Raw genomic sequence first — 12,143 nt, 5'->3', positions numbered from 1 at the left:
CTGGTGGACGACGCCGAGTTCATCCGTGCCGACGTCGAGGGCATCGCGCCCGGCGTCACGGTGGTGGTGGTCAGCGCCGAGACCGGCGAGGGGGTCCCCGGGCTGACCGTGAGCACGGCCGCCGTTCCGGAGCTGACCGTCGCCGAGGCCGCCGAGCGCCTCGACCTGACCGGCCAGCCGTTCGTCTTCTTCACCGACACGGCCAGCGGCCGGGGCACGACGGCGTGGTCACCCTGAAGGGAAGGCTGCCCCGCCGCAGCCTCATCCCGATCGCCGAACGGCTCTGCCGTGCCGTCGACGGCGTGGTCGCCGTCCACCACACGCTCGACTGGACCGAGGACGACACCAGCCCCCGGCTCGAACATCCCCGCGCCTACCACGCCGCTTCGTAGCAAGGACCTCCGGAGGAGGAAGGCACCGTGACCAGCACACCGAGCACCGTCGGCGACGTCATGACCCACGCGGTGGTCGCCGTCGGGCGCGACGCGGACTTCCGCGAGGTCGCCGAGACCCTGCAGCGCTGGCAGGTCAGCGCGATCCCGGTCCTTACCGGCGACGACCGCGAGCTCGCCGAGCGGGTCCGCTTCGAGCTGGTCGCCACGCTCGGCCCGGCCGCCGCGGTGGACACCGGCGTCGCGTCCGAGAACGGCCGGATCACCCTGTCCGGCGACCTGCCCGACGCCGTTTCCGCACCCGTCCTGGAGCGACTGGTGCGGTCCGTGCCCGGAGTGGTGGGAGTCGAGCTCCGGCTCACCGCGCCGGTCTGACCGGGGTGGTACCGGTGCCCGCACCCGCCCCGGCGGCCCGGCGCCCTCACAGCCGGACGACGACGAGCGCGGTGTCGTCGCCGCCGGCGCCTTCGCCTTCTCCCAGGTCGGCGAGGACGGCGTCGACGAGGTGCTCGGGGGCGAGGCTGCGGTGGCGGACGAGACTCTCGACGAGGCGGCGCAGTCCGGTGTCGATGTCCTCGCCGCGGCGTTCGATCAGGCCGTCCGTGTAGAGCGTGAGGACGCTGCCCGGGCGGTACGCGGTGACCGCCCCGGGGCGGGCGGCCGGTTCGGGGCGGCTGCCGAGGGGCGGGTCGGTGGCGGCGTCGAGGGTGACGGCGGTGCCGTCCGGGTGGACCAGGACCGGCGGCGGGTGGCCGGCGCTGCTGTAGCGGACGGTGAGGCGCGTGCGGTCGACGAGGGTCTGGACCGCGGTGGTGGCCAGGGCGCCGTCGATGGTGGCCGCGTACTGGTCCAGGGTCTCCAGCGCACGGGCGGGATCCCGGGTGGCGCGGACCGCGGCGCTGAGCGCGGCGTGGAGCTGGCCCATGACACCGGCGGCCTCCAGACCGTGGCCGACGACGTCCCCGACGGCGACGGCGGTCAGCTCCGGGGTCAGGTCGTGGAGGTCGTACCAGTCGCCGCAGACGTTCAGGGCACTGGCGGCGGGCAGGTAGCGGACGGCCGCGGTGGTGCTCCGGGCCTCGGGGATGCTGGGGAGCATGGCCTGCTGGAGGCTGAGGGCGACCCGGCGTTCGCGGGCGTGGGCCTCGCGCAGCTGCTGGTTGACCTCCTGGAGCTCCTCGGCGCGGGTGAGCAGGTCGGCGGCCATCTGCTCCTCGTGCGTGAGCGCCCTGCCGGGCCTCTCCCAAGGGTGGTGGGCCTTGAGCTGGCGGACGAGCGCGGTGACCTCCTCGACACGGTGGACGATGAGGACGACCCGGCCGTCCGGCCCGATCACGGGGGCGTTGACCGGGCTCCAGTAGCGTTCCTCGAACTCACCGGGACGGCCCGGGGCCTCGACGTCGTACTTCTGCAGGGCCATGCTGTCGCGCAGACCGGTGGCCAGAACGCGTTCCAGGGAGGCACGCAGGTTGCGGGTGCCGGAGGCTTCCAGGTCGGCGGGGTTGTCGGGGAACACCTCGAAGACGTTGCGTCCGACCAGATCCTCGCGGCTGCGGCCGGAGATCCTCAGGTACGCCTCGTTGGCGTCGACCATGACCAGATCCGGGGTCATGACCAGCATGGGGCTGGGGACGGCCTGGAACACCGCCGTGTAGTCGATCCCGGGTTCCGGCACGCCGGTACCCGTTCGCGCCCCCGCGGTCACTTCCAGTGGCGACATGCTGCGCGCTCCGGTCAGTTCGGCAGCCGTTTCGACCAGTATGGTTCGACCTGGCTCCATTCGGCGTCCCACTGCGCGTAGCGGTGGCGGTCGAGCAGACGGACGGTGCCCCTCCAGACGGCCATGCCCAGGACGGAGCCGGCGGCGGCGGCCGCCGTGGCAGCGGTCCAGCCGCCGGCGACGGCCCGGCTGTGGGTGACCGGCGCGGGGACGACCCGGTCCCGGGAGTCGACCCACAGCCGGACGGAGGTGCCGGCCTCCTCCCCGGGCCACACCCGGACGGTGGTCGTCCGGAGGGTGCCGTCCGACGCCGTCCACGCGGCGGTCGCCGGGACCTTCGAGCCGTCCGGCGGCGAGGTGCCCCCGACGTCGGACGTCAGCTGTGCGGTGACGGCGTGGCGGGTGGCGGACTGGGCCTGCCCGGCGTGCAGCTGCGCCCGGTAGGCCTGGATCCCGGCGGCCGCCGAGGCCACCGGCAGGCCCACGACCACGAGGGCCAGCAGGACACGGCCGAGCCAGCACTGGACGCGGTCGCAGGTCCTCCGGAACGGGTCCGCTCCGGCGGTCCTCCGGAGCGGGTCCGCTCCGCCCGGTGTGCATCCCGGGTGCGTGGTCATGATGCGGCCTCCTGTCCGACCGTGACGGGCGCGCCGTGCCGGAGGCGGCCCGCCCCCGACTACCCCGCTACCAGGACCGCCACCCCCGTCACCCGGTCCGCCGCGAGGTCCGCCAGCGCCGTGTCCGCCTCCCGCAGCGGGTAGCGGCACACCCGCACCTCCGGGCGGGTCCTGGCCGCCTCCGCCAGGAACGCCCGTCCGTCGGCCCGCGTGTTGGCGGTGACGCTGCGCAGCGTGCGCTCCTGGAAGAGGTGCCGCTGGTAGTCGAGCGCCGGGATGTCGCTGAGGTGGATGCCGGCCACCGCGAGCGTTCCGCCGCGGTCCAGCGCCGCCAGGGCGGCCGGCACCAGCTCGCCGGCCGGGGCGAAGAGGATGGCGGAGTCCAGCGGCTGCGGCGGCGGGTCGTACGAATCGCCGGCGAAACCGGCACCGAGCTCCAGCGCCAGGTGCCGGGCCCCGGCCCCCCGGGTGAACACGGCCACCCGTGCCCCGCGGGCGAGGGCGAGCTGGGCGGTCAGGTGCGCGGACGCGCCGAAGCCGTAGATGCCCAGGAGACCGCCCGGTGGCAGTTCGGCCCGCTCCAGGGCCCGGTAGCCGATGATCCCGGCGCACAGCAGCGGGGCGAGCTCCTCGGCGGGCGGGTCCTCCGGCAGCCGGTAGGCGAAACGGGCGTCGGCGGTCAGGTGCCCGGCGTAGCCGCCGTGCCGGTCCCAGCCGGTGTAGCGCGAATCCGGGCAGAGATTCTCCCGCCCGGTCCGGCAGTAGGCGCAGCTGCCGCAGGTCCCGGCCAGCCACGCGACCCCGGCCCGGTCCCCGACCGCGAACTCCCCGACCGCGGAGCCGGCCGCCCGCACGCGTCCGACCGCCTCGTGCCCCGGCGTGCACCGCGCGGCCCTGGGGGCGAGGTCCCCTTCCGCCAGGTGCAGGTCGGTACGGCACACCCCGCACGCCTCCACCTCGACCAGGATCTCCCGGGGCCCGGGCTCGGGCAGCAGCCGCTGCTCCCACACCAGCGGTCCCGGGCGCGCGGTGCCGACCGGACCCGGGTGTGCCACCACCCACGCCCCGGTCTCTCCCGGTACCGGTCCTGCCGCGTCCACTGCGACCTCCTGCCCACGGCAGGTCCCCCCGGCTCCCGCCGCCGTCGTCGCGCCCGTGTTCCCAGGATCGTCCCGACTGGGCGGCCGCGCATCAGCGCGCAAGGCGGCGGACGAGGACCTCCGGCACCCCGCGGCCACGCCGGACGCGGCGCACAATGGGAGGGCACGACAGGGAGGGCACGACCTTCGTGCCGGCGACGCGGCTCACCCGGACCGCGTCGAGGCGCCGGCGGTCCCTGGTCGAGCCGGCCGGGAGGAACCATGGCGCAGGCCCCGAATCCTCTGATCGGCGGTGGCAACCGCCGGGGAGTGCTGTCGGCCGTGGCGCGCGTCGTGCACCGGTCCGGCGCCCGGCGCCCGCCGTCCCGCCCGGACCGTCCGGCGCAGCTCCACGCCCTGGCCGAGGTGCTCGCGGACGCCGTGGGGGAGCAGACGGTGGCGGACCTGACGATCGCCGGGTGCGGCGAGCCGGGGCCGGTGCCGGGCGTGGTGGCCCGGACGGCCGGGCGGCAGGCCGTCCACTACCTGCACATCGCGGCGCGGTTGCGCGCCCTGCCGGCCGACGGCGACGTGGCGCTGCTCAGGGAACGGGCCCTCCGGCTGGTGCTCTACCACCAGTGGATGCTGCGCCAGAGCGCCAACTTCGCGTTCACCTCGCATCCCGACGGGCGGACGGAGGAGGCCCGGCAGCGGATCAACGGGCTCGGCGCGCCGGGCAACCGGCTGCGCGAGCTGTACGAGGAGGTGAGTTCGACGGCGGGGCGGGCCGGTCGGCCGGGCGGAGGAGGGTGACCGGCACCGAGGGCTGCTGATTCGCTGATCAGCTGGTCAGCGGAGATCGGTGGCGAGGCCGACTCCGAGCACGCGGTCGAGGTAGGCGAAGGTCTCGAACTTCGCGCCGCCCGGAGTGCCGTCCGTCTCGGTCCTGGCGAGGAGGGCGAGGAGCGCCGGGGTGTCGAGGTCGGCCATGGCCGTCCGGGCCCGGTGGAGTGTGGTGGGCGGCAGGGCGGCTGACGGCTCCTCGGCCCAGGCGGCCATGGCGGCGCGCCAGCGGGCCAGGGTCCGCCGGGCGGCGTCGACGGCGGTGTCCGCGAGTGCCACCGGCTGGTCGTACTTCCGGCTGAGCAGTGCCAGCCGTACGGCGAGCGGCTCGCCCGGGCCGGGGTGGTCCGCCCGGCCCGCGGATGTGTCCGTGTCCGCGTCCGCCCGGAGGACAGGCGCGACCAGGATCCGGGTTTCCGTGCCCGTGGCCCCGGCCGTGAGCGCTGCGGTGTCGTCGGCCACCTGGACGGCGGCCGGTCTGCCGACCTCCTCGGCGACCTGCTGCACGCTGCCGTAGGCCACCGGCGGGTGGACGTCGATGACGCTCACGCGCTGCAGGAAGCCGGCCCAACGGTCGTCGTCACGACCGGGGCCGATGAAGGCGACCAGCGTCTGCCCGCCGAGGAGTTCGGAGGCGCGGCCCAGCAGGTCGGCGACGAGCGGTACCCGCAGGGCGTCCGGCGCCGCGGTCAGCCGTACGTGCGCGCCGACCCGCAGCGGGAAGCGCCGCAGCAGCTCGGCGGTGAGGAGCTGCGCTGCGGTGCCGCGGGGCGGACCGGGCTCGCGCGGCACCGCCACCGGGGTCATTCCGGCATGGGCACCGTCGGACCGGCGAGGGGTGGCCATCGGTGATCAGCGCCGCCACTCGTCCGCGTCGGCGTCGTCGTCCCACCCGGCCGCGTCCCAGGCCTCCGGCAGGTCGTCGCGCCCGTCCGTGTCCGGCCCGCCGTACTCATCGGGTTCCACCACTGCGTCACTCTCCTGTGGGTACGTCACCAGCCCGTAGCGGCGTTCGGTGTGGGCTGCCTGCGAGGGCGGTCGTCGTCGCCCTCGGGTCCTTCATACCCGCTTCCCGCCTGCCCGGCCCGCCCGGGTGCGGCGGGGGCGGGACGGGTATGGCGGCGGCAGGAACGACGCAACGCTGCACAAACGATGCGAGTGTTGTTGCCTGGATGAATCGCTGCACATTCGGGGCGTGGTGCCGTACCCGGCGAGCACCCGTCACGGTGCCGTGGTCCCCGGCGGGGATCATGTGACGTGACGCTGCCGCGCCGGTCCGCCGCACCGCCCGACCGTACTCCTTGAGGAGATCCCGATGGGTTTCATCGTCCGCACCGCGGCGCGGCGGTTCCCGTGACCGGGCAGGGAACGACGGTGCCGCCGTACGGCGGGCAGCCGCAGACCCCGCCGGACCTGCGTGACCCGGACCCCAATGACCCGGGCCTACGTGACCCGGACCCGCGTGATCCGGACTCGCGTGACCCGGGCCTGCCCACCGGAGCCGTGGCCCGGCGTCTCGGCGTCTCCCCGACCACCGTCCGGTCGTGGGAGCGTCGCTACGGCCTCGGTCCCTCGAACCGCCGAGCCGGCCACCACCGCCGCTGGAGCCCCGACGACATCGCCGTCCTGGAGGCCATGTGCCGCCTGACGGCCCGCGGTGTCCCGCCGGCCGAGGCCGCCAGGGCGGTGCTGGCCACCCGGAGCGGCACGGGGCAGCCGCCGGAACCGTTTCCGATGCGCGCGGAGGACCTGGACGAGCCGTACCCGGATGCCGCAACCGGCCGTCGCCCCGGCGGCAGCCGTGCCCTGCAGGTCGGGACGGTCCGTCCCGAATGCCGGGGGTTGGCGCGGGCCGCGGTCCGTCTGGACTCGCGCGAGGTCGCCAGGATCCTGCGGGAGGCCGTCGCCGCGCTCGGCGTGGTCGCGGCCTGGACGGAGGTGATGATGCCCGCGCTCCGGGCCGCCGGACGGAAGTGGGCTTCGGCCGGCGAGCAGTACGTCGAGGTCGAGCACCTGCTCTCGTGGCACGTGTCCAGCGTGCTGTGCACCGAGGCCGTGCGCCCCGTCCTCCTGCGGCCGGTCCCGCCGGTCCTGCTCGCCGCGATGCCGGGCGAACTGCACACCCTTCCCCTGGAGGTCCTCGCCGCGGGGCTGACCGACCGCGGCCTCCCGTTCCGCATGCTGGGCCAGGCGGTACCGCCCCGGGCACTGCTGGACGCCGTGCAGCGGACCGGTCCGGTCGCCGTGATGCTGTGGTCCCAGATCCCGCAGACCGCGGACCCGAGCCTGGTGCGACAGGTGACCGGCACCGTGTGGGGGCCGCGCGGCTCCCGCGGCGGGCCGCTCGTCCTGCCCGCCGGGCCCGGCTGGAGCCGCTTCCAGCACCTGGACGGCACGGCCAGCCCCCGCACCCTCGAAAGCGCGCTGGACCTCGTGGAGCACGCCGCCACGGAGTGAGCCCGCACCGGCGGACTCCCGCCACCCCCCCCCGCGCCGACCTGCGACAACCCTGCCGACCTGCGACAACCCAACAGGCCCGCCAGACCCGAAACACCCGGAAGACCCCGAAGACCCGCACGACCCGAGCAACCCCGACCGCACCGCCTGCGAGGCACCACCTGTGACCGTATCGATCGCCCTGTTCACCCAGGACCTGCGCCTGCACGACAACCCCGTCCTGCACGCCGCCCGCACCGCCGCCGACCAGGTCGTCCCCTTGTTCGTCGTCGACCCCGCCGTCGAGGCGGCCGGCTTCGCCGCCCCCAACCGGCTGGCCTTCCTGGCCGACTGCCTCACCGACCTGGACGCCTCGCTGCGCCGTATCGGCTCCCGGCTGACCGTGCGCCGGGGGGACACCGCCGAGCAGACGGCCCGCGTCGCCGCCGAGACCGGCGCCACCACCGTGCACGTCGCCGCCGGGGTGACCGCCTTCGCCCACCGGCGCGAGGAACGGCTGCACGCCGCCCTCGGCGACCGCCTGCACGTCCACGACGCCTCCGTGACGGTGGTCCCACCCGGCCGGATCACCCCGGCCGGCCGCGACCACTACGCGGTGTTCACCCCCTACCACCGCGCCTGGCAGCAGACGCCCCACCGCACCGTGCTGGGCGCGCCCCGGGTGCTCCACACGCCGGACGGCATCGGCAGCGACACCCTGGTCATCGGCGACCCGGACTCGCCGGCCCTGCCCCCCGGAGGCGAGACGGCCGCCCGGGCACGGTGGCGGCGCTGGGACGTCGACGCGTACGCCGACGTGCACGACGACCTGGCCGGCGACGCGACGTCCCGGCTCTCCCCGTACCTGCACTTCGGGTGTCTCTCCCCGACCGAACTCGTCGCCGGTGCCCTGCGGCACGACGGCGAGGGGGCGCAGGCGTTCGTCCGCCAGCTCGCCTGGCGGGACTTCCACCACCAGGTCCTCGCCGCCCGGCCCGACGCCGCCCGCCGCGACTACCGCGCCAGGGACGACCAGTGGCACCGCGACGAGCGCGAGGCCGAGGCCTGGCGGCAGGGCCGCACCGGCTACCCGATCGTCGACGCCGGCATGCGCCAACTCGCCCACGAGGGCTGGATGCACAACCGCGCCAGGCTGCTGACGGCGAGCTTCCTCGCCAAGTCCCTGTACCTGGACTGGCGGATCGGGGCCGACCACTTCCTGTCCCTGCTGGTCGACGGCGACGTGGCCAACAACCAGCTCAACTGGCAGTGGGTCGCCGGCACCGGCACCGATACCCGGCCCAACCGGGTGCTCAACCCGTTGCGCCAGGCCGACCGCTACGACCCGGACGGGGACTACGTGCGCCGCTGGGTGCCCGAACTCGCCCACCTGCCCGGACCGGCCGTCCACCGCCCCTGGCTGCTCGCCCCCGACTACCCGTCCCCGCTCGTCGCCCCGGAGGACCTCTCCGCCCGCATGCGTCACGCCCGGGCCCTGGACTGATCCCGGCCCGCAGGGTCGGCGCCCACGGTCGGATATACCCCGAGGGGTACACTGAACCGGACAGCGACACTCTGGAGGTGCGGTCATGCAGGTGGACGACGACTCGGTGGGCGCGGTGCTCAACCGCCTGCGCCGGGCCCAGGGTCAGCTGGCCGGCGTGATCGCGATGATCGAGGCGGGCCGCGACTGCAAGGACGTCGTGACCCAGCTCGCCGCCGTCTCCCGGGCCCTCGACCGGGCCGGATTCAAGATCGTGGCCAGCGGCATGCGCCAGTGCATGGCCACCGCCGACGGCGAGGCCCCGCCGATGTCCGAGGCGGAGCTCGAGAAGCTGTTCCTCGCCCTCGCCTGACGCTCGTGCCCCGGGTGCCGCTGCGCCCGTGCCGCTCACCCGTGGCTCCGATGGGCCTTCCCATCGGGCCCGGCGTCGCCGTCACGCCGAAAGAGGAGAAGAATGGCCAAGTGGACGCCGGGATCGGCGTCCACTACCGCAGCGCGCTCCGGCACCTCGGCGGACTCGGCCGGCTCGGCCGTCACAGCGGAATGCGGACCACCGGTACGGCTGTCGAGTGCCCTCCGGACGAGTCGTGGGCGACAGCAGAACGACACGCGACCGGCGGAGGCATGCCATCGAGCACGATGACCTCGGGACCCGGAAGGAGAGCAGCGTGTACGCAACAGTACGGCGGTACGAAGGCGTGACCGATCCCGTCGAGGCGGGACGCCGCGTGGCCGAGGGGTTCGTCCCTCTCCTGCGTCAGGTCCCCGGGTTCGTGGCCTACTACTGGATCGACGCCGGGAATGGCGTGATGGTCTCCACCAGCGTCTACGAGGACCGGGCCGGCGCCGAGGAGTCGATCGCGAAGGCGGCGGACTTCGTACGGGAGAACCTCGCGTCACTCCTCCCCAACCCACCCCAGGTCACGGCCGGCCCCGTGGCGGCCGCTGGTTAGCGCCTGAATGGACTGTCGGCGTGGACAACGTTGAGTGGCAATTCGGGAACGCTGACGGAAGGCCGTGAATTGGCGCATGGGTGCGCCCGCAGCCACAACGGGTAGTGTCTCGCACTGGGCTTCACTGTCGGACCGGGCCGCTACGTTGGCTCGGATAATCCACAGGAGAGGACCGCAGTGGTGGAGAACTCGGGTGTCGCAGCGCTCGCTCAGATCATGTCGGCAGAGCACGGTGTCGACGAGCCGGTGGACGGGGCAGTTGCCGAAGCGACCTGGAACGTTCGCTTCCCTGCTGATTACCAGGCCTTTATGTCCGTCCACGGCGGCGGATCGATCACCGGTGAGGCCAGCATTCTGGTTCCCGTTCCTACGGAAGCCATCTAGGAGCTGTCCGGCCGATCATGTGACTGTCGCGCGATCTGCTCGTTCCCCAGGTATGGGGCGGGGTGAACGCGGTGATCTGTCGGACGCTGAGTGGGAGCGGCTCCGGCCGCTCCTGCCGGTGAGCAACGGTCGGTGCGGGCGGTGGCGTGATCATCGGCAGGTGATCAACGGGATCTTGCACCGGGTGCGGACCGGGGTCACACCGGGGCAGCGGGCGGACTGCACCCAGTTCGTTCCGGTGCTGGAGAAGATCCGGGTCCCCCGGCTCGGGTTGGGCAGGCCTCGCAAGAGGCCCGACAGCGTCGCGGCCGACAAGGCTTACAGCAACGGTCCCTGTCGCGAGTACCTGCGGCGGCGCGGCATCCGGCCCACGATCCCGGAGAAGGCCGACAGCCAGGCCGCCCGCCTGCGCAAGGGATCGCGCGGCGGGCGGCCACCGGGCTTCGACGGTGATCGGTATTAAGAAGCGCAATACCGTCGAACGGGCCATCAACAAGCTGAAGAATGCCCGAGCGGTAGCGACCCGATACGACAAGCGCGGCTATGTCTTCCTCGGAACTGTCACCGTTGCGGCCGTGGTCATCTGGCTCCGCGGATGAGCTGCAGGGGGCTCTCATACGACAGGAGGATCCGCTGCCGTTCAAGGTCGACGGAGACGATCTGCACAGAGACCTCCTGGCCCTCATGCAGATCCTTTACAGCCTCTGTGGCCGGTTCAGGGAATTCCGCGAGCGGAACTAGCCCAGCGACACAGTCGGCGAGGTCAACGAACACTCCAATCGGCGCGATCTTCGCGACGTGCCCGATGACGACCTGACCGACGCGTTCAGCGAACGAGGGCAGCAGATCCTTGTGCTGGCCCCACTCGCTGAGCATGATGCCCACCTGACGGACATGCTCCTCGTGATAGAAGACCTCGCCAACAACGCGCTGCCCCAACGTCGGCAGCTTCAGACATCTGGGCTTCAGGTTGACTCGGGCCAACCCGAGAGCATCGGGGTGACCGTCGATGGCGATGAAGGATCCGAAGGGCTGCCGGCCGATCACCTCACCGGTGATCAGGGTTCCTAGAGGCAGGGCAAGGACGCTCGCGGTCCAGGCCGAGGCAGTGCCGGAAGCCGAGTACTTCTCGTTCTCCCAAGGCCAGGAATACTCGCTCACACCCTGATCATGGCACGTGGCCGCCCCGCCACGGCCAGGTTCAGTGGTTCACCGCGTGATCGGCCGGACAGCTCCTAGTGGAACCCTGGTGACCTGGCCGAGGAGACCGCGGACGTGCGCTACGGCTGGGAAATGGAGGGGGCAGGGCCGCGCTCGACGTCGATCCGGGGCACCCCTTGCCTGGGCAGTCACCTCAGGGCCGGACATCCTCTGCTGGCTGACCGAAGACGGTGATCCGGACCGTCTCCCGGCGCGGCCGTCCCGCGGCCGGCCCGCCCCCATCTGCATACCTCACACACCACCGGAATACAGCCACCACAACGAGCACGTCAGGCAATCCGGGACAGTTCACCCTGACGAGCCGCTGGTCCGGGCAGTGTTCGACGCCGTGTCGGTGCCGGGGGCGTGGGCCGTGGCCGGCCGTGGACTGGCCACCCAGACTGTCTGGGTAATGATTACAGGTAGCCGAATGCCGAGCTCCAGCAGCGTCACGTCAATTAGCTGCATCTTTGCATGGTTTGTTGCGGCCGCCGAGAAGCTTGGCCAGGGCACGGACCGCACGTGTGCGGGCGAAGTCGCTCAGGGTGAGGTCGTCGGCAAGATGGGTGAACTCGATGATGCCGGCTTCCCGGTCCACCTCGGCCAAGGCTTCGGCTGCCCACACGCGGGCGATGCCGCCGAGATCAGTGTCGTTGGCGAGTTGGGTGAGCCAGGCGATGCCGGCCTCTCGGTCGACCTTGGCCAAAGCGTCAGCTGCCCGCACGCGGGCGGTGTCGTCCAGGGCGGCGTCGTTGGCGAACCGGGTGAGCCGGGTGATGCCGGCCTCTCGGTTGACCTTGGCCAAAGCCCAGGCCGCATCCACACGGGCGGTGTCGTCGAGGGTGGTGTCGTTGACGAGCAGGGTGAGCCGGCCGATTGCAGCTTCGCGGAGCCTGTCCACTTTGGCCAGGGCCCAGGACGCCCGCACGCGGGCGGTGTCGTCCAGGGCGGCGTCGTTGGCGAACCGGGTGAGCCGGGTGATGCCGGCCTCTCGGTTGACCTTGGCCAAAGCCCA

Annotated in this window: 13 protein-coding genes and 3 pseudogenes; 10 read left to right on the top strand and 6 right to left on the bottom strand. The window is 73.1% G+C overall.

Features of this window, described 5'->3' with window-relative positions:
- The 3 genes and pseudogenes from ABZ885_RS26425 to ABZ885_RS26415 all read left to right on the top strand — a co-directional run.
- Window positions 1-237 (top strand): annotated as a pseudogene (locus ABZ885_RS26425) (hypothetical protein); the annotation flags it as partial.
- Entirely contained in the window at window positions 225-392 is a 168-nt protein-coding gene (locus tag ABZ885_RS26420; protein WP_360193422.1) for a BON domain-containing protein, read from the top strand. The pseudogene ABZ885_RS26425 and the gene ABZ885_RS26420, both read left to right, overlap by 13 nt.
- 27 nt (window positions 393-419) lie before the next feature.
- Window positions 420-767 carry a BON domain-containing protein gene (locus ABZ885_RS26415; protein WP_360193419.1) on the top strand — a complete coding sequence of 116 codons (348 nt, stop codon included), beginning with the start codon at window positions 420-422 and terminating at the stop codon, window positions 765-767.
- Window positions 768-813: 46 nt separating this feature from the next.
- Here ABZ885_RS26415 and ABZ885_RS26410 read toward each other — a convergent pair whose 3' ends face one another.
- From ABZ885_RS26410 to ABZ885_RS26400, 3 genes are read right to left on the bottom strand one after another with little or no spacing between them, the layout of a single operon-like run.
- Entirely contained in the window at window positions 814-2,112 is a 1,299-nt protein-coding gene (locus ABZ885_RS26410; protein WP_360193416.1) for a SpoIIE family protein phosphatase, read from the bottom strand.
- A 14-nt stretch (window positions 2,113-2,126) separates the two neighbouring features.
- Complete coding sequence (locus ABZ885_RS26405; RefSeq protein WP_360193413.1) at window positions 2,127-2,729, bottom strand: hypothetical protein; 603 nt, start codon at window positions 2,727-2,729, stop codon at window positions 2,127-2,129.
- 59 nt (window positions 2,730-2,788) lie between these two features.
- On the bottom strand, window positions 2,789-3,829 hold the full coding sequence (locus ABZ885_RS26400; RefSeq protein ID WP_360193410.1) for a zinc-dependent alcohol dehydrogenase family protein: 1,041 nt from the start codon (window positions 3,827-3,829) through the stop codon (window positions 2,789-2,791).
- Between the two features lie 261 nt (window positions 3,830-4,090).
- On the opposite strand from ABZ885_RS26400, the gene ABZ885_RS26395 reads away from it, so the two are divergent.
- Window positions 4,091-4,621 carry a hypothetical protein gene (locus ABZ885_RS26395; RefSeq protein ID WP_360193407.1) on the top strand — a complete coding sequence of 177 codons (531 nt, stop codon included), beginning with the start codon at window positions 4,091-4,093 and terminating at the stop codon, window positions 4,619-4,621.
- Between the two features lie 36 nt (window positions 4,622-4,657).
- Here ABZ885_RS26395 and ABZ885_RS26390 read toward each other — a convergent pair whose 3' ends face one another.
- Window positions 4,658-5,458 carry a hypothetical protein gene (locus ABZ885_RS26390; protein ID WP_360193404.1) on the bottom strand — a complete coding sequence of 267 codons (801 nt, stop codon included), beginning with the start codon at window positions 5,456-5,458 and terminating at the stop codon, window positions 4,658-4,660.
- Window positions 5,459-6,139: 681 nt separating this feature from the next.
- Here ABZ885_RS26390 and ABZ885_RS26385 point away from each other — a divergent pair.
- The 6 genes and pseudogenes from ABZ885_RS26385 (at window position 6,140) to ABZ885_RS26360 (ending at window position 10,527) form a co-directional block, all read left to right on the top strand.
- Window positions 6,140-7,108, top strand: coding sequence for a MerR family transcriptional regulator (locus ABZ885_RS26385; RefSeq protein ID WP_360193425.1), 969 nt, complete (start codon window positions 6,140-6,142; stop codon window positions 7,106-7,108).
- A gap of 163 nt (window positions 7,109-7,271) precedes the next feature.
- Entirely contained in the window at window positions 7,272-8,591 is a 1,320-nt protein-coding gene (locus ABZ885_RS26380; protein ID WP_360193401.1) for a deoxyribodipyrimidine photo-lyase, read from the top strand.
- 85 nt (window positions 8,592-8,676) lie between these two features.
- A complete protein-coding gene (locus tag ABZ885_RS26375; RefSeq protein ID WP_360193398.1) occupies window positions 8,677-8,943 on the top strand; it encodes a metal-sensitive transcriptional regulator in 267 nt (88 codons plus the stop codon).
- A 316-nt stretch (window positions 8,944-9,259) separates the two neighbouring features.
- Window positions 9,260-9,544, top strand: a complete 285-nt coding sequence (locus tag ABZ885_RS26370) for a hypothetical protein (RefSeq protein ID WP_360193395.1) — start codon at window positions 9,260-9,262, stop codon at window positions 9,542-9,544.
- A 177-nt stretch (window positions 9,545-9,721) separates the two neighbouring features.
- A complete protein-coding gene (locus ABZ885_RS26365) occupies window positions 9,722-9,928 on the top strand; it encodes a hypothetical protein (protein WP_360193392.1) in 207 nt (68 codons plus the stop codon).
- Between the two features lie 52 nt (window positions 9,929-9,980).
- A pseudogene (locus tag ABZ885_RS26360) lies at window positions 9,981-10,527 on the top strand (transposase).
- Here ABZ885_RS26360 and ABZ885_RS26355 read toward each other — a convergent pair.
- Together ABZ885_RS26355 and ABZ885_RS26350 are read right to left on the bottom strand one after the other, a co-directional pair.
- Window positions 10,508-11,089 carry a S1 RNA-binding domain-containing protein gene (locus ABZ885_RS26355; RefSeq protein ID WP_360193389.1) on the bottom strand — a complete coding sequence of 194 codons (582 nt, stop codon included), beginning with the start codon at window positions 11,087-11,089 and terminating at the stop codon, window positions 10,508-10,510. The pseudogene ABZ885_RS26360 and the gene ABZ885_RS26355 sit on opposite strands and share 20 nt — an antisense overlap.
- Window positions 11,090-11,582: 493 nt before the next feature.
- Window positions 11,583-12,143 (bottom strand): annotated as a pseudogene (locus ABZ885_RS26350) (hypothetical protein); the annotation flags it as partial.

The sequence above is a fragment of the Kitasatospora sp. NPDC047058 genome, assembly GCF_040643935.1.
In the GTDB taxonomy this organism is placed as follows: Bacteria; Actinomycetota; Actinomycetes; order Streptomycetales; family Streptomycetaceae; genus Kitasatospora.
This window is presented reverse-complemented; position numbering and strand designations above follow the sequence as displayed.

Bases quoted from the DNA above. Each gene is read 5' to 3' on its own strand.
- ABZ885_RS26410 (WP_360193416.1), bottom strand. From the start codon at position 2,112: ATGTCGCCACTGGAAGTGACCGCGGGGGCGCGAACGGGTACCGGCGTG.
- ABZ885_RS26395 (WP_360193407.1), top strand. From the start codon at position 4,091: ATGGCGCAGGCCCCGAATCCTCTGATCGGCGGTGGCAACCGCCGGGGA.
- ABZ885_RS26405 (WP_360193413.1), bottom strand. From the start codon at position 2,729: ATGACCACGCACCCGGGATGCACACCGGGCGGAGCGGACCCGCTCCGG.
- ABZ885_RS26390 (WP_360193404.1), bottom strand. From the start codon at position 5,458: ATGACCCCGGTGGCGGTGCCGCGCGAGCCCGGTCCGCCCCGCGGCACC.
- ABZ885_RS26375 (WP_360193398.1), top strand. From the start codon at position 8,677: ATGCAGGTGGACGACGACTCGGTGGGCGCGGTGCTCAACCGCCTGCGC.